This window comes from Ketobacter alkanivorans (assembly GCF_002863865.1).
GTDB classification, from domain to species: Bacteria; Pseudomonadota; Gammaproteobacteria; order Pseudomonadales; family Ketobacteraceae; genus Ketobacter; species Ketobacter alkanivorans.
Map to the genome: position 1 here is coordinate 113,826 of NZ_CP022684.1, position 16,711 is coordinate 130,536.

At 49.1% G+C, this 16,711-nt stretch carries 12 protein-coding genes and 1 pseudogene; 8 read left to right on the top strand and 5 right to left on the bottom strand.

What is annotated here, in order from left to right; all coding sequences use genetic code 11:
- Nucleotides 1–15: 15 nt before the first annotated feature.
- Nucleotides 16–402, bottom strand: coding sequence for a helix-turn-helix domain-containing protein (locus Kalk_RS00515; protein WP_101892360.1), 387 nt, complete (start codon nt 400–402; stop codon nt 16–18).
- A 296-nt stretch (nt 403–698) separates the two neighbouring features.
- On the bottom strand, nt 699–1,511 hold the full coding sequence (locus tag Kalk_RS00520) for a WYL domain-containing transcriptional regulator (protein WP_101892361.1): 813 nt from the start codon (nt 1,509–1,511) through the stop codon (nt 699–701).
- A 72-nt stretch (nt 1,512–1,583) separates the two neighbouring features.
- On the opposite strand from Kalk_RS00520, the gene Kalk_RS00525 reads away from it, so the two are divergent.
- The 7 genes from Kalk_RS00525 (at nt 1,584) to Kalk_RS00555 (ending at nt 10,033) form a co-directional block, all read left to right on the top strand.
- Nucleotides 1,584–3,071: a Wadjet anti-phage system protein JetA family protein gene (locus tag Kalk_RS00525; protein WP_101892362.1), complete on the top strand. Its 1,488-nt coding sequence runs from the start codon at nt 1,584–1,586 to the stop codon at nt 3,069–3,071.
- On the top strand, nt 3,061–3,696 hold the full coding sequence (locus Kalk_RS00530) for a DUF4194 domain-containing protein (RefSeq protein ID WP_101892363.1): 636 nt from the start codon (nt 3,061–3,063) through the stop codon (nt 3,694–3,696). The genes Kalk_RS00525 and Kalk_RS00530 overlap by 11 nt, the downstream gene beginning before the upstream one ends.
- Nucleotides 3,693–7,121 carry an SbcC/MukB-like Walker B domain-containing protein gene (locus Kalk_RS00535; RefSeq protein ID WP_101892364.1) on the top strand — a complete coding sequence of 1,143 codons (3,429 nt, stop codon included), beginning with the start codon at nt 3,693–3,695 and terminating at the stop codon, nt 7,119–7,121. Before Kalk_RS00530 ends, Kalk_RS00535 begins: the two co-directional genes overlap by 4 nt.
- The gene (locus Kalk_RS00540; RefSeq protein WP_101892365.1) at nt 7,114–8,355 is read left to right on the top strand and encodes a Wadjet anti-phage system protein JetD domain-containing protein; all 1,242 of its coding nucleotides are present in this window, start codon (nt 7,114–7,116) and stop codon (nt 8,353–8,355) included. Before Kalk_RS00535 ends, Kalk_RS00540 begins: the two co-directional genes overlap by 8 nt.
- 67 nt (nt 8,356–8,422) lie before the next feature.
- Entirely contained in the window at nt 8,423–8,620 is a 198-nt protein-coding gene (locus Kalk_RS00545; protein WP_101892366.1) for a hypothetical protein, read from the top strand.
- A gap of 6 nt (nt 8,621–8,626) precedes the next feature.
- Nucleotides 8,627–8,899 carry a hypothetical protein gene (locus Kalk_RS00550; RefSeq protein WP_101892367.1) on the top strand — a complete coding sequence of 91 codons (273 nt, stop codon included), beginning with the start codon at nt 8,627–8,629 and terminating at the stop codon, nt 8,897–8,899.
- A 51-nt stretch (nt 8,900–8,950) separates the two neighbouring features.
- Complete coding sequence (locus Kalk_RS00555; protein ID WP_101892368.1) at nt 8,951–10,033, top strand: IS5 family transposase; 1,083 nt, start codon at nt 8,951–8,953, stop codon at nt 10,031–10,033.
- A 135-nt stretch (nt 10,034–10,168) separates the two neighbouring features.
- On the opposite strand, the pseudogene Kalk_RS00560 reads toward Kalk_RS00555, so the two are convergent.
- The 3 genes and pseudogenes from Kalk_RS00560 to Kalk_RS00570 form a co-directional block, all read right to left on the bottom strand.
- A pseudogene (locus Kalk_RS00560) lies at nt 10,169–11,911 on the bottom strand (efflux RND transporter permease subunit); the annotation flags it as partial.
- A gap of 10 nt (nt 11,912–11,921) precedes the next feature.
- Entirely contained in the window at nt 11,922–14,975 is a 3,054-nt protein-coding gene (locus Kalk_RS00565) for an efflux RND transporter permease subunit (protein WP_087461795.1), read from the bottom strand.
- Nucleotides 14,972–16,021, bottom strand: a complete 1,050-nt coding sequence (locus Kalk_RS00570) for an efflux RND transporter periplasmic adaptor subunit (protein WP_157678301.1) — start codon at nt 16,019–16,021, stop codon at nt 14,972–14,974. The genes Kalk_RS00565 and Kalk_RS00570 overlap by 4 nt, the downstream gene beginning before the upstream one ends.
- On the opposite strand from Kalk_RS00570, the gene Kalk_RS00575 reads away from it, so the two are divergent.
- Nucleotides 16,020–16,706, top strand: a complete 687-nt coding sequence (locus tag Kalk_RS00575; protein ID WP_087461793.1) for a TetR/AcrR family transcriptional regulator — start codon at nt 16,020–16,022, stop codon at nt 16,704–16,706. The two genes, Kalk_RS00570 and Kalk_RS00575, sit on opposite strands and share 2 nt — an antisense overlap.
- The last annotated feature ends 5 nt before the right edge of the window (nt 16,707–16,711 follow it).

The following is a 16,711-nucleotide window of genomic DNA, read 5'->3' on the forward strand; positions in this document are numbered from 1 at the left end:
TTCATTTGTACTTCTCTATAGCGTTAAATATTCTTCATCGTTCGTTTCCTTCTGATTGATTTTCAGGATCGAAGAGATCGCAGTAGCTTCAGCCTGACTAATTGACCCTAGCCGTTTCCAAAGCTCATCTACTAACGCATATTCGTGTACGGATACGTCTTTCGGAACGCGTCGTTGACGCTGGGAACACTCTGCTGCTCTAAGTAAGGCCGTTTTCTCTTCGGGTGTGAGCTGAAGTCCGGTTGTTATGGCTTCCAATAAATGTTCTGTGGGCGGTCCTTTTCGGCCTTTTTCCATTGCGCTGATATAACAGGGAGCGACCTGGAGCAGGTCTGCCAATTGCTGTTGTTGCAGTCCTCGGCGACGACGAAGATCCGATAATTGAAGCCCAAATGGAGTCATAAACTTTACCGCTTTAGGTATGTTTATTTCAGGCTATGGGGCAGAGCGAGGAAAGTCAAAAAACTGAAAGAATAATCAAGCATAGGTTGTTGATATTATAATAAATGTTCGGAATATATTCGGAAAAAATACTCAGGTTTTTAGACTATATCTAGTCTAATATTTGCTTTTATTTTTAAACTTGGTAGCCGTGGATACTAACAAATATTTTCAGATCAGTCGGCCTCAATGCCAAGAAAAACCGGAAAGTAACAAAAATCATGAATGCACTTAGAATGACAGGTGGCGGTAAAATTCTAACCATGACCGACTTTTTCTGGACACTCTTCTATTCTCGATAGGTACAACTGGTATTCAGGTGGTCGCTGAATATCGGGGTTTTCAGCGACTTCAAGGTCTCTCAATACATAAGTCACAAGTGCCCGGCGAGTCTTTACCTGACGTCCCGCTGCGCCATTGAAAAGCTCATCTCTTATGAGTTGTTCCTGGGCGGAATTCAAGCGTGGATGTGGACGCAGTTGCAAGATCACATATTCTTCCCAATCGGAATCTAGCGGCGTTGGCTTATCCTTTTCTACTGGTTCGGCGGTGCTAATGCGGGCTAGATTGAAGTCGCGATGTTCCCCTGTGGCTTCGTCGAACGCACGGAGGTGCCAACGCCTACCAGCAAAAACAAATGCCTTTGGATGTAAGATACGTTCGACTCCAGCTGGATTATTCATCGAACGATAAGTAACCTGAACTGCGCCGTTTATAGCCGTGACCCCATGCAGGATACGGAAACACTTGGGTTCCATGTGGGTAAAGTCCTGCCGAACCTCTTCCATCTCAATGTTTACCCTGTTATTGGCCACGGCACGGAAGTACCGATCAATACTCAGGGCTGCGATGCCAGGGGTAAAGCGGGGAGTGGGAATATAGCGACCCCTGCCTTCTCCTTTGGCAGGAGAAGCGTTGCGAGGATAGGCATTACGATACGCAGAAATGATGCGTGATGCCTGCACACTGGTAATACCGAACGTCTCACGCAACCGTTTGTTGGTTAAAAGGCCTTCGTAAGCCAATACCAGTTCGATGAACTCAAACTGCTTGGAGGTTCGTGAATCCACTTTCGTTGATCTTCTGGATTGCAATTTACATGCATGTTAATTTAACATTGATGTTAAAAGAAGGGAAGACCAATGACTGATTTGATCGCTAATCTCTTTGATCGAGTTCCGGAGCGTGTCTTTCGTCCATTAGGGGCGGTTGACCACACTCGGCGCAATTGGTTGTTGCTGTCCCATCTGTATAACGACTTTTTTGCGCCCGAGGCTGACCCTCCTGATGGAGAAGGCTGGACTCAAAAGCGCGTGACTGCCTCCATTGAGCGTTTTCTACAACGCTGGGACGATGAGCATGGGGCTGACCCTGAGGAGCTAGGAACACCACTCAATGTAAGAGCGCATGGTGCATTAAAAATGCTGACGGAGAGTGAGTGGCTTAGTGTTGACCGAGTGGGATTTACTCAATTCATCATCATGCGGCCAACTGTACAAGGGCTTTTTGAACTACTGAAGAACTTTGCAGAGCAAGGTCCGGAGTTCATCGGTGGTCGCGTACAGTCCATACGCAATAACTTGGTTCAGGTGCAAGCTGACCCTGAGGCGAATGCGGCTGTATTTCAACTGGCTGCCAAGGAGTGTTCAGCGCTGTTGCGCATGTTGAACACCACAAGGATGCGTGTACGGGAAGCAAGCGATTATCTTCGTCAGCAAAACACAACACACATTTTTCTCGAGCGCTTTTTTGGTGAGTATATATCGAGTTTGTATATTGGAGACTACTCCGATTTATTCTCTAAAAACCACCCATTGACATCTCGGTGGGAGATTATTGATCTGGTTTCCCAGATATCTGAGGAGACTGAAAGTAGAGGAAAATTGCGAGCCTGGTATCGAAAGAATCTCCGCTGTCGAAATGATGAGGAGGCGGATTACCTGATTGACGCCGACACCTCAAGGGTACTGGCACTGCGCGAAGTAGACAGGCTACTGACACGATTAAAAGATGCAGTGACCCGCGCGAACGATCAGGCACTGGGTTACCTAGAGTATAAAGTAAGGTCACAGGGTAATTTCGATCTGTGGATCGATCAGACGCTTGATGCTCTTGTTCGCACGGCAGATTCGCAGAAAGAAGAGGACTTGTTGATAGCGATGGGGTGGTCACAAGGCAGGCTTCTCAGTGAAGCAGCTCTGAAGTTACCTACTGTGAAACCACTCAAGCGTAAAGGCGCGGTTATTCAAAAACGCCAGCTCTCTCCCGAAGCTCAGGCCCGGCGTTTGGTGCGACAAATAATGAAAGGTAATCGCGAAGTTTCTGAGGCCAAAATACTAGCCTATGTTGATCGCCACTTGCCTTCTGGAGGTGAAATCGAAAGCGGATCGTTGGTCGTTGAGTCGATCAACGATTTATGTGTTTTGGCCGCTTTCAGCCGGTTAGGACTCGTGGCGGAAAGAGCGCTGAGAAACGAGAAAAAAGGTCTAGTGAGAGACAAGCTCTACAGAGAGCTCGGGCGATATATTGAGATTGAGCTCACCGGCGAGCGTTTTGAGAATCAATATCTGGAAGCGCCATCAGTAAGGATTCGTCGACTTCAAAACAAAGGGCAGGCGTATGTCGGTTAATTGGCACCGTGTTGCTGAACGCCAGGGAACGTTCACTGTTCAAGATTTTCAACGAGCAGCGCTTCGCTTGATCGTCGATCAGATTCTTTACCAAGCCAACGCAAAGCAACGTGTCGACTACGATCTTATTGCTGCCTACGAAAAAGAATACACAGAAGTGCTTGACCTGCTGGGTTGCAAACTTGACCACAATGCAAGAGAGCGCTATGTCGCGGCTGTCCCCACACAGCCGGATGTCAGCAAAATACCTCTAATGCATACGCTTTTGGCCTTGGTGCTGAGAAAGCTCTACGACCATCATATGAATCGCGGTTCTCTCAATGCCGGCATAGCGGGTGTCAGTCTATCCGAATTGGAAACAGCTTTTAAAGAATCGACCGGTCGCGATCTACCCATGAAGCCGCAAACTGAGTTGATGGCTATGTTAGACGCGATGAAGCGTTGGGGTATTGCTCGAGCTGTGAAAGCCGATAACGTGGGCGAGGTAACGTGGTATGTGGAAATACTGCCAGGGATTCAGAGTTTGATCACTGAGCGATCGCTGGCTATGTTGAAAGCCCACGCAGAAGTACTGTATGAGCCAGACGGAGTTAATCCAGAAGATACTGATGGGGGCAGGAGATGAAACAGCTTCGTCGCGTTGCATTGGTTCAATTCTACCTCCATGAAGCCTTTGATATCGAGATGGATGGGTCTACTGCTTTTCTCGGGCCAAACGGTTCCGGTAAATCGTCGACTCTGGATGCTATTCAAATTGCGATGCTCGGCGGCAACCAGCAATACGCCCGCTTTAACACTCAGTCTGTTTCAAGTAAACAGCGGCGTAGCTTATCCGGGTATTGTCTTGGTATGTTGCGTAACCCGGAAAAGGATAGCCAGGTTATTGGCCGAGCACGCGACGAGGCTCGTACTTACATTATTTTAGTATTTGGTGATATGGATTCTGGGGCAGACGTCCTTTCTGCGGGGATCTGTATAGAAGCTGATGTCGAGTCTGAACAGCATGAAGTGAAAGGCTTGTTTGTACTCCCTGGGCAAAACCTACGGGCCAATGATTGCATTGTTTATGACGGCAATGACCGCTTCCCAATGCCTTTCGCAGAGTTTCGGGACGCGGCAAGGGAGCAGGCAAAGAAAATTGGTCGTACAGCTATTTTCACAGATAAGTCCGGCGAATATGTACAAGAACTGCTCTATGCCCTAAATGGGCAGCGAATGCCTGATTCGCGCCGATTTATGTCTTCGTTCGTAAAGTCGATGACACTGAAAAATGTCGACTCTATTGATGATTTTGTGCGGAACTATGTTGTCGAGCCTAATCCTGTTGATATAGCTGCGTTTCGGAAGCAGGTAGAACAGTTTGAAGCATTGCGTGATCTTATCAAAAGAACCAAAGCACGGATTTCTCGCTTGACGGGCATTCTTTCAGATTTTGAACGCGCTCGTTCGGCTGAGCGTCGGATCGCATCACTTGAAGCCATTAAAGCGGTTTTTCAGGTTGAATGGCTGGGAGAGCAAATCGATGAGCTGGACGAGCGCATTGAAACACTGAGCAATCAGCGCCAAGTGGCACAGGACAAGGCGCAACAGGCAAAAAAGGATCGAGATACTCAACAAGAAAAGGTCAATAAGCTAACAGTCCAGTTGGAATCCGATCAGGCTGAACAGTCCCGTCTGCGGCTAGAAGGAGAAATCCGGGCAAATCAACAATTGATTGAGGCCTACCAGCATCCGGAGCTGGCAAGGGCGAATCGATTAATCAATGCATTGAGAGATGTGCTTGATGATGATGCCTTTAAAAGCACAAAGGGATTGGTTGTTTCCGCAATCGACTCTTTAGTGCAAGCGCGAAGCGAAGATGGTTCGGGCTCGGTTGTGGTAAAAGCATTGAGCGAGTTGGACACCCAAATTGCCCCCGTACGTGCTATTGCCAAGAATCAATTGTCTGCAGTTATAAAGCAAGGCGATGCCTTAACTGAAGAGAGCGAGGCGACTCGTCGACGAATCGCGGCTGCCGGTAGAACAGGGCGATTACTTAACGACGGTGCAGCACTACTCCTAGAATTATTGGAACGTGCCGGAATGGCTGTACAACCAGTATCTGCCCTAGCCCGTATTTCGAGGCCGGAGTGGGCGCCAGCACTGGAAGCCTATTTAGGTGGTGACCGTGATGCGATGGTGGTAATAGAAGGTCACTCCCAAGAGGCCGTGAAGATCCTGCGGGAAGCGCGACGACGCGGGCAAAAAGTCGATGGAGCCGCTGTTATACAACCCAACCACCTTCGCCAGGTTAACACCGCCCCCAAAGGGGCTGAGTTTGCTGTAGGCTTGCTGGAAACCAGCAACGATACCGCACGCCGCTTTTTGTGGCAAAAGTTTGGCAACATACGGCTTGTGGATACTGAAGAAGAACTGGAGACGCATTCTCGGGCGATTACTCGTGACGGCATGCTCAGCCAAGGCGGACTCACAAAGTCTATCAGGGTTGCACCTGTAAGCGATCTTCGCGTTGGCAAGGATATTGAAGATACCTCACATTTATCTCGCCATTTGGCGGATATTCAAGGTCAATTGGAAGTCCTGACAAAGCGACAAACGCGGTTGGAAACTTTGGTAAGGGCGTTGTCCAGTCAAGACAGCTTTGATGACGAAGGAATAGCCGAAAAATTGGCCGAAGCCGAAAAGACTATCGCCGTAGCAAAACAACAATTGGCGACACTGGATATCTCTCATCTGGGAGAGATACGAACGTTGTTGAAACAATCTCAGGCCAGCTATCAACAACTGGATGAAGAGTACACGAAAAATGATCGTCTAGCTGTCGGGCTTAATCAACAAATAGAGGATCGGGTTTGCGACAAGACCGCTTTGCTAGATCAATTACCCGAGTACCGTGAAACCGAACAATCTGCCTTGAAGAATTCACTGATTGTCGTTGAAATGATGGATAGCTTGAAGGATGAAATAGAGCGTTCTGAAAGTGCGTATCGCGCTCGAATTGCCGAAGTTGAGAAAAAGCTCACTAATAATCAATCGCGCCTTAAAACAGCCGAAGAGCGGGGATCATTGGATCTCGTAAGTTATGTGCAGGATGAACGTCTTGATGTGCAGGTGTCAGATATGCATTGGCACGATCGATTTTTCTGGGCATCTGAAGAAAAACACAAACTTGCTGATACCCAACTACAGAACTACGAAGCTGAAGCCGAGCAGGCACGCCTGGCATCCGAAGAAACCCTACGCTCTGATATTGCGATGTCGCTTCATGACCGATTCAAGGAGATGGATCTTGAACGACGGGAGCGAAATAAAATTCTCGATGCTTGTCCTGCATTTACCGGAGGCGAACGTTACCGTTTTACGAGCAGTGTCGTTCCACACTATGAGTCACTGGTGCGGTATATCAATCAGATTGCTCAAGATGAACAAAGTCTGTCGTTATTTGACGACAACGCAGATGACATAAATGAGACGTTGCGTGAACTTGTAGAAGCAGCTGCAGAGTCTGGAAATGCAAGCGCTGTTTTGGACTATCGCCAGTTTTTTACCTTTGATCTCGATATTCTAGTTGATGGAAAACGAGTTGACCGCATGAGTAATCGGCAGGGAGCGGGTTCTAATGGAGAACACATTGCGCCGATGTATGTTGCTGCGGGAGCGGCATTAGCTAAGGCCTATCGCCTTCATAACCGTAAGGGACAACAACGTGGAAGTGGGTTGATTTGCCTTGATGAAGCCTTTCATGGGATGGATACCACAAACGCGGTGGCAACTGCGCGCTTCCTGCAGAGTATTGGTTTGCAGCTGATCATGGCAGGGCCGGAGCTGGAGCGTACAAAGCTCGCGCCGATAACACAAACGATCTATGACTTGGACCGGGAAGGGTTGGATCTGCTAATGGAGCGAACCAAATTTAAGGCAGCAGCGAATGCGCTAATGGTCAGCGATATGCCAGGAGAAAATCCTGAGGTGATGGAGAACGCTTATCAACAGTTAGGGCTAGCGCCTCATACAGCAGAGTCCGTCGAGCAAGGTGTCGATAATGGCTAGCAAAGGTGCTGAAGCCTGTAACAAAACCATAAACAGGCTTATTCAACGTGCGGCTCGTCGAGTGTTCACTGAAGGCAATTTGTCGCCTACAGCCGAGCAGAGCTCAGTTAGCTTTCCTGCCACGTCATCGAGTCTTTCTGAGTATTTTCAACTCGAACGCTTTGCTGATCGTGAAGATTATCATGCCAGGTTGCAGTTCTTTATCAGAGCACGCGCTGTGAGGGCAGATTGGGATCGACACTCCAGTGAGCAAGGTCAACTAGCCAGGCTGACATTGAGCGACCCAGCGGCAGCTGCCGAGTTGCTTGGTATCGATTTGCCGTGGGTAGTTGCCGCAACGGCGATTGAACACCTTGAGCAGGTCGCAGAGGGCTCTAACATTTCGATTGATCTTATTATTGATGGCTGGAAACATGGTAGGGCACCCGGAGGCGTTTCAGCAAACAAGGCCAGTCAGTTTATTGATAGCATGCATGTCATAGAGACGGCTTACCAATTGGGAGCATCCCAGAAAGACTTGTTGCTTCGGAGAGTGAGCACGGAGTTGTTTGGTGATAGTAAACGCATAGAATCATTGGCGAGGCCTATCGCGTATCTACTGGGCGAATTTGATGGCGCCGATGACAATGTTTTTTCTCACCTTGGGCTAGTAAAGCATCCCCAGCCGATGCTGCTGAGTGGTGCCGCTACATGTCGGGTTCATGTGGGGGATGGCTTAATCCCCTTATTAAAACCTTACATAGGTCTTCGCCCAGATAAAATAGAGGGGCTCTCAGTTGGCAGTGGAAAAATTAAATATTTGCTGACTATAGAGAATCTTGCCAGCTTCAACGAGGCAGCGGAGTATTGTGATAATCCAGATGATTTACTGCTCGTGTATGTAGCAGGCAACCCCACGCCCTCATGGTTGGAGGCTTATAGGAGGCTCTTGATATCCCTCAAGCCTACTAAGCTGATGCATTGGGGGGATATAGATGTAGGAGGGTTTCGCATCGCTGGGAGGATCGCTGGGAGCGCGATGGATGCTGGTTATTCGCTTAATCTCTGGAAGATGAATGCTGCTGAATTTTCAAGCAACTCTCAAAATAATGCACCAAGTAGAGAACAGCTTACTCAAATTGTGCAGCTATGTGAAAAGTATGGCTGGGTTCAGGAGTTATCAGGATTCAAAGAGAATCCCATTTTTCAAGAGCAAGAGCTCATTGAATGGATGCCGCAGAAAGTAATGGTCTAGTGAAAACATAGCTCAAAAAACATAAATATATAGGTGGTAAAATGCGCAGATTAAGAAAGGAGAAAGTATGTTAGAGGATCTTTGGCAGACTATTTTAGCCGAAAAAGAGTGGGTATTTTCTGGAATAGGGGTCTTGGTGTTATCAGTTATATTGGGGATTTTCTTTAAGAAGAAAGCATCAACGGCCCAGAAAATCAAATCAGGAGCTGGCTCAACGAATGTGCAAGCGGGTCGTGACGCTAACGTGAACCTGAAAAGTGATTAGCATCCTATGCTTGATAAAAAAGAGCAAATAATCAACGCAGCCCCTAACTCCACAAACATTCAAGCTGGTAGAGATGTTTATATTGCTGGAGGGCCAAAAGAACTAATAGATGAAGCAATAACCAGAGACTTGCTTGAGATTAGGAGGAAACGTTTTTTTGGTGAGTATGACAAAATACCGAATGTGCTTCGGCTAGGTAATCTACTAGCAAGTGGCGACTATGTTGGTGGTAGTTCCGAAGTTAAAGCTAACAGCTTGTTGAAAAACTCCCCCTACTGACTATTTTATGGAAAAATAGCGTTTTCTTCTCTTTGAATACAGAGCCTATCTATGCGCGGTGAAGACATCAGCCAACCTAAACTGTTTATAACGACCACGGTTACGGATTTTGTACCCAAAAGTCATCCGTTGAGATCGCTGCGCAAACTGCTTGATGCCGCCCTGAAAGAACTCGATGATCATTTTGACGACATGTACTCCGATATTGGACGAGAATCTGTTGCCCCCGAGCGGCTGATTCGCGCGTCATTGTTACAGGTACTCTATACCATCCGCAGTGAGCGGCAATTGGTGGAGCAAATTCGATATAACATGCTGTATCGTTGGTTCGTGGGCTTGGAAATGGATGATGCCGTTTGGCATCACTCAACGTTCACGAAGAACCGGGCGCGTCTGTTGGAGCATGCGGTATTACCCGAACTGTTTGACGCAGTATTACGCCAGGCTCGCAAGCGCCATCTGTTATCAGACGATCATTTCAGTGTCGATGGAACGCTGATCGATGCATGGGCATCCCACAAGAGCTTTCAGCCACGCGACGATGACGATGATGACGCCCCTCAGAGCCGTGAACGGGACTTTCACGGCGAAAAACGGAGCAATCAGACCCATAGCTCCAGAACGGACCCGGATGCAGAATTGATGCGTAAGAATAAGGGACAGGAATCAAAGCTGCGCTATGGTGTTTGTCATGTAACCGAGAATCGTAACCACTTTGTGGTAAAAGTGAAAACGGCACCGGCAGCCAGTGTTACGGAAAGGGAAGTATCACTTGATCTGCTGGCGGAAATTAAGGGTGAGCATCTTAAGACATTGGGTGGCGATAAAGCCTTCGATACGCACGATTATGTTGACGCCTGCCGGGTGATGAAATTTACACCACACTTTGCTCAGAATATAGAACGTAAAGGTGGTTCCGCGATAGATGAACGTACAACTCGTCACCCTGGCTATAAAATAAGTTTACGCAGACGAAAAATGATTGAAGCCACCTTTGGTTGGGTTAAGCAATACGGTGGTTTGAGACGAATAATGTATCGGGGTATGCCGCGAGTGGATGCGGCGGTCACCTTTGCGGTGACCGTATACAATTTGCTAAGGATCAACAATCTACAACCGCATTGGCAAGAATAGGAGCTTGAAAAGAGGGAAATCAACGTGGCATGAACCAATTATTGAAACGGATCAGGCCATTTTCAATATTATTCACGAAAATCATTATTTATATCCAGAATTGTCGGCATTCAATGACGAATGTGATTTCTATTTTCAGGCTATTTTCAACAAGCTGCTAAACAGCACGTCAAGGCTTTCGCCGCTACGACTCTGAAGATAACCCTCGAAACCGCCGGTTGTACTGATGCCGGTAATTGGCGGTGGATTGAATGCAAAGACCATCGCTTCGCGAATATCGCCACCCAACATCATAAATCGACTTACCAACAGGCGGGCATCCTCCGCGGGTTCGGTACGCTCAGACCAATCTTTCAACGGCACAAACGACATGCCACTATTAGACTTTTGAGATCGACTTAGAATATCAAAGCCGGCGAAAGTCACCGTAGAGTGAACGGTAGGCTCATCTCTAAGCTTTTCTGACATCTGACGTGTGACTTGCTCGGTACGGTTGAGTGCCGTTGCGGGCGGCAGCTGGTAGACCATGACTACATAGCCTTGATCTTCAGGAGGTACCAGACTGCTGGGCACGCGTTCGAATAAATCGAATGTGATAGCCATTAGGCCGGTAAACACTAGCAAACCCAGTCCGATACGACGCAGTATAAAGCGCACACCGCCAACGTAGCCTGCTGTAAGGACGGTGAAGGCGCGATTGAACCAGCGAAAAGGCAGGGTAGGTTCGCCATGTGTGGGCTTGAGCAGCAGCGCACACAATGCCGGCGTCAGCGTGAGCGCAACAATACCGGAAAGTATTACCGATACTGCGATGGTCACTGCGAATTGCTTGTACATTTCCCCCGTAAGTCCACCAAGAAACGCAACGGGGATGAAAACCGAAGAGAGCACGAAAACAATGGCGATCACCGGGCCGGAGACTTCTTCCATGGCTTGGATAGCCGCCTCCCTGGGCGGCAATCCTTCTTCGCTCATGTGACGTTCGACGTTCTCGATAACAATGATGGCGTCATCGACCACGATGCCAATGGCTAGTACCAGACCGAACAAGGTCAGCAAGTTGATCGAAAAGCCGAGTAAATACATGCCGGCAAAGGTACCGATAATCGAAACAGGAATGGCCAGCACTGGAATAATGGTGGCACGGATGTTTTGGAGAAACAGGAAAACCACCAGCACGACAAGCATAGTGGCCTCAACAAAGGTCTTGATAACTTCGTTGATCGAAACCTCTACAAATTTGGTGGTGTCGAACGGGACGTCGTAATTGAGTCCCTCGGGAAAACGTTGCGCCAACTCCTCCATTTTGTCTCTGACGGCGGCTGCTGTTGCAAGGGCGTTGGCACCAGGTTGTAAATAGATCCCGATGGGCACGGCCGGTTCCCCATTGGCCGTTGCGGTGAAAGCATAGTCCTGAGCACCCAGCTCCACACGAGCCACGTCCTTGAGTCGCAAGACTCCCCCCTCAGCGTTAGAGCGAAGGATGATGTCTTCGAATTCGCTGGGCTGGACCATCCGGCTGCGGGTTGAAACACTGTAGGTAAAGGCCAGGTTGTCTGGCATGGGTTCCTGGCCGAATTGACCGGCGGCGAACTGCGCATTCTGGTTGCGAATTGCTTCGGCGACTTCACTGGGAGTAAGCCGATATGCGGCGAGCATATCCGGTCGCAGCCAGACACGCATGGCATAGTCTTTGGCGCCGAACAGGGAAGCGCTGCCGACGCCTGGTATGCGCTTAAGCTCGTCAATCACATTGATCAGCGTATAGTTGCTGATGAAGATTGAATCATAGTGTTCGCCGGGCGATGACATGGTCACGACCTGGAGGATACTGTTTGATCGCTTCTCGACCTTGACTCCTTGACGACGAACCTCCTCGCATACGCGCTTATCTACTGTCCAACCGGAATGCCAACGCATAAAGCGCGGGCACGAACAAAAGCGTAATGGCGGTGCCCACAACGACGCCACCAATCAAAACGTACGCCATCGGCCCCCAGAAAATATCGGTCGTCAAAGGAATGAACGCGAGCGCGGCAGCCAAAGCAGTTAACACCACCGGTCTTGCGCGCCTGACAGCTGCCTCGACTACCGCGTCTGATAGCAGCATGCCGTCATTAAGGTTATCGCTGACCTGTTGGGTTAGAATTAAAGTATTGCGCATTAATATGCCCGCCAATCCGATCAGCCCAAGCAAGGCGACAAATCCGAAAGGCTGTTTGAAAACCAGCAGTGCCAAAACGGCGCCAATGACGCCTAAAGGGGCTGTTGCCAGCACTATCAAGACACCAGTAAAACTTCGCATTTGCAGCATCACGCAAGTTACCATCAAGGCAATCATTAGCGGGAAAACTTTATTTATAGAGTCCTCTGCTTCTTGTGAACGTTCCAGACTACCAGCTATATCAATCCTGTAACCATCAGGGAGCGCTACACGAATTGATTCCAGATCCGCCCACAATGCTTTGGTGACATCTTGTGGTTGCGCATGCTTTACTTCCCCTCGAACCGCCAGAAATAGCTCCCGGTTGTGGCGTCGAATCATGGCATCTTCGTAAGCCAGTTTCACCTCACCCAGATGCGCAAGCGGTATCTTTTGACCCTCTTCATTCCGGAGTTCATAAATAGGAGGCTCATTTTGGGCTGGTTTGGCGCCTTGGCCACGAACGTAGACATCGACAGTTCTAATGTCTTGCCTGACCTCAGTGATAGGAACGCCTTCTTGTCGGTATTGTATTTGTTGAGCAACCGAGTTTGGTGTCAATCCCATTAGTCGTAGCCGCTGCTCATCCATTTCAAGTTTCAACGTCGGTACACGCTGATCCCACTCCAAGTGCGGATTGACAACATGAGGGTTTTGGGACATAACCTCCCTAACCTGGTGAGCCACTTTCCTTAAGGTTGCGGGGTCTGGCCCGACAATACGGAAGCTGACAGGCCAGTCAACTGGCGGCCCGAATAACAGGCGCCTAATACGAATACGCGCCTCGGCAAAAGCGCCATTGGCAACATGTTGCTCTAATGCACCAATAATTCGGTCACGTTCGACCGGTCCCGTCGCTGTTACGATAATTTTAGCAAACGAAGAGTCCGGATGCTCGGGATTGACTGAGATGAAAAAGCGTGGCGCGCCACCACCGACATAACTGGCATAGTTTTCAATACCACCCATGGAATCCAATAGCTCCTCAAGGCGCTTGACGGTCGCATCAGTTGTGATGATCGATGTACCGGGCGGTAGATTCACATCAATCAATATTTCGGGCCGATCGGAGCCTGGGAAAAACTGTTTTTCCACCGGCCCCGCCATGCCCGCGATGCCTAATACCAACATTGCAAAGGTAATAAAGACCACGGTTCGCCGATGGCGAACGCACCACGTAATCAAAGCCCGTAGATGCTCGTATACCTGGGATGATTTGTAATGATCGTCCATATGGTTGTCGGCTTTCTGCTTGGGTGCACGCAAAAATTTTACGCCCAAATAAGGGGTGAAGGTAACGGCCACCAACCAACTGATAATGAGCGAAAAAGCCAAAACCCAAAAAATATTACCGGCGTATTCGCCTACCCCAGACTTGGCAAATCCAATCGGAACAAAACCGAACATGGTGACCAGCGTGCCAAAAAGCATGGGCGAGGCTGTCGCATTCCAGGCATGAGTGGCGGCACTTACTTTACTCCAACCTTCTTCCAGTTTTACCAACATCATTTCGATCGCAATGATGGCATCATCAACCAATAAACCCAACGCGATGATTAATGCTCCCAAGGTAATGCGATCCAGATTGACATCGGCGGCTTTCATCGCTACAAACGTCAGCCCTAGGGTAATCGGAACCGCGACGCCGACAATAAGACCGGCGCGCAGTCCTAATGCTAAAAATCCAATCCCCATCACCACGATAACGGCCACCAGAAACTTCACCTGGAACAGATTAACTGCCGCTTTAATGGCATCCGCCTGATTGGTGATTTGAACCAGTTCCATACCCAAGGGTAGCTCAGCTCGCGTTTTTCTTAGAAAAGCATCAAGGCGTTCACCAAACACCAACCCGTTTTCACCTTTGTTCATGACAACGCCGACAAGCATTGCATCTTCACCATTGACTCGAGCTAAATATGATGGTGGTTCCTCGTAACCTTGGGTAATGGCTGCAATATCCCCCAGTCGGATTATATGCTCACCAGTACGGATAGGGACTTGTGCCAAGCGCCGAGGATCAGACAGATCTGCATCGAGCCGAAACCGTAAGCGTGGCCCAGTCGTGTCGATCTGACCGGCTGGGATCAACGTATTGTAAGCTCTTATCGCGTCGAACACGGCTTGGGATGTGATACCGCTGTTAGTCATAACAACATTGTTTAAATCTACATAGACTCTCTCCTCGCGCTCTCCGATCAAATCGGCTTTGCGGGCACCGGAAATGAGTTGTAATTCATCCCGGAGCCGTTCGGCGTAACGTGTTAGTTTTCGCATCGGAAGGCCGGGCGCAGAAAGGCTGAAAAGGCTGAAATACACATCGGAAAAGTCATCATTGACGATCGGTCCTATAACCCCTTCAGGCAGATGGGAAGACAGATCCAACATGCGCTTTCTAACCTGAAACTGTAGTTCCGGCATTTTTTCCTGTGGCGTATAACTATGAAACTGGACCTGGATATCTGCCCGACCAGCCTTAACGGTTGTCTTGATTTCGTCAAGATACTCAACTTTTTGAATGTTTTTCTCAATTGGATGCACCACTTGCTGTTCGATCTCTGCAGGCGTGGCGCCAGGCCAAACTGCGGACACCACTAACATTTGCAGTGTAATGGAAGGGTCTTCCGCGCGCCCCAGGGTGGCAAAGGCATAGACGCCTACGAAAATGGACAAAACCAGGAAATAAAGTGTGACTGACCTCTCACGTACAGCAATCGCCGATAGGTTAGGAAAGCTCATTGCGGATACTCCTTAACAGGCATCCCCGATACGAGCAAATGAGTACCCAAGGCTATAACTCGATCACCAGTCTTAAGGCCTTGCCCATGAATTTGAGCTGAGATAGGCGTAACCCCAACCACCACAATGGCCTGAGGCTGCGCCTGCCGATCGACGATTTTCCAGACCCGGGTACCTTCGCCTCGCTCATCCAATGCCGCCAGCGGTACTGAAAAAACCTTTACAGGAGAATCAGCGACCGTCACGTTGACCCTTACCAACATACCCAACTTTAAATCGCTTTCAGAGGACTCAATCTGATAACGTACGCGCCAGGTTCTACTGTGTTCATTAGCGGCGCCAGCGGTTTCACGCAGCTTTAGTGGTATACGAACATCATCGATATGTGCCAGCGCTTCGGTCGGCGGAAGAACGCTCCGGGGTAAAAACACTTCGACCTCTAACTCACGGGTATCGGCCAACATCCCCAGGGGTTGTCCAGCCGTTACCACTTGCCCTGGCATGCCCGTGACATCCGCCAGAATACCTTGCCTTGTAGCCTTTAGGGATGTATGTTGAAGAGCAATCTCGGCTTGCCGAAGCTTAGCCTGGGCAACCTCTTTTTGCGCTTGCGCGGCACGTTTAGACAACAAGGACGCTTCAAATATACGCTGACTGATACTGTTCTGCTCGATCAAGCGGCTGTCCCGCGCTAGGTTGGCTTCCGCGTGTATCAATTCAGCTTCAGCAACTGCCAATTGGGCCTTGGCAGCCTCCAGGTTTTGCTCAAAGTCCTTTGCGTCCAATGAAAACAATGTTTCGCCCGCTTCAACGAATTGACCGGCGTCCACATGCCGCTTCAAAATCCGGCCACTTACTTGAAAGGCTATCGGAACTTCGGTACGCGCTTGTACAGTGCCTGAAAACCCTTGCGGCATGGTCGGGGAATGCTCTGACAAAGCCACGGTGTATACTGGATGCGGTCTGTTCACCCCAGTATCCAACTGAGAGGATTCCTGACAGCCATACAGGGCTGCGGACAAGGTAAGAAAGAGAGCCAGACGCATGAAGAGTAAAACCTCAACAATTAATGAACGAAAGCGTACAGATAACATGTTAGACTCCGATAAGCAAGTCGCCCAGCCTGGGCGACCCATTGATAAGGATAAAGACCAGGCTATCCTGGAAGCAGCAAGGGAACTACTGTTTGGCGAGGGTCCGCACGCAGTCACAATGGAAGCGGTGGCCAAGCTGGCAGGTGTGTCAAAAGTGACGCTTTATTCCCGGCACAGCAATCGCAACGAATTAATAGCGGCCGTCATGCGCCGGCAAGCGGAAAGCTTTGCAGAAACGATCACCCTCATCCCAGGGGTAAAGCCAAATGCGAACAAATCGTTGCTTGATTTCAGCTTGGCTATTCTCAATTTCCTGGTTGACCCAAAGCATTTGCAATTTATGCGGGCACTCAACGCCGCGCATGGCACTGAACTGGATTTGCAGTTCTTTTATCTCCAGGGTCCCCAAAAAACGGTGGAACGGCTCAGTCAGTGGTTAACTGCGCTTGCACAAGCCGGTGAAATTGAGTGCGAAGATTCGATACGCTCAGCAGAGGTATTTCTCGGTATGTTGATGCGTTTGGATCTGGTGCGCGGGCTTTATGGCATTCCCATCGATAACTCTCTAGAAAATCTGACTGCACACGCCGAATTCGTGGTGAAGACCTTTCTTAAACTACATGAAAGCACCGAATAAGGTTG

Excerpts from the sequence above, each read along its gene's own strand:
- Kalk_RS00515 (WP_101892360.1), bottom strand. The coding sequence starts at position 402 with ATGACTCCATTTGGGCTTCAATTATCGGATCTTCGTCGTCGCCGAGGA.
- Kalk_RS00530 (WP_101892363.1), top strand. The coding sequence starts at position 3,061 with ATGTCGGTTAATTGGCACCGTGTTGCTGAACGCCAGGGAACGTTCACT.
- Kalk_RS00565 (WP_087461795.1), bottom strand. The coding sequence starts at position 14,975 with ATGAGCTTTCCTAACCTATCGGCGATTGCTGTACGTGAGAGGTCAGTC.
- Kalk_RS00575 (WP_087461793.1), top strand. The coding sequence starts at position 16,020 with ATGAAGAGTAAAACCTCAACAATTAATGAACGAAAGCGTACAGATAAC.
- Kalk_RS00545 (WP_101892366.1), top strand. The coding sequence starts at position 8,423 with ATGTTAGAGGATCTTTGGCAGACTATTTTAGCCGAAAAAGAGTGGGTA.
- Kalk_RS00535 (WP_101892364.1), top strand. The coding sequence starts at position 3,693 with ATGAAACAGCTTCGTCGCGTTGCATTGGTTCAATTCTACCTCCATGAA.
- Kalk_RS00525 (WP_101892362.1), top strand. The coding sequence starts at position 1,584 with ATGACTGATTTGATCGCTAATCTCTTTGATCGAGTTCCGGAGCGTGTC.
- Kalk_RS00570 (WP_157678301.1), bottom strand. The coding sequence starts at position 16,021 with ATGCGTCTGGCTCTCTTTCTTACCTTGTCCGCAGCCCTGTATGGCTGT.
- Kalk_RS00555 (WP_101892368.1), top strand. The coding sequence starts at position 8,951 with ATGCGCGGTGAAGACATCAGCCAACCTAAACTGTTTATAACGACCACG.
- Kalk_RS00540 (WP_101892365.1), top strand. The coding sequence starts at position 7,114 with ATGGCTAGCAAAGGTGCTGAAGCCTGTAACAAAACCATAAACAGGCTT.
- Kalk_RS00550 (WP_101892367.1), top strand. The coding sequence starts at position 8,627 with ATGCTTGATAAAAAAGAGCAAATAATCAACGCAGCCCCTAACTCCACA.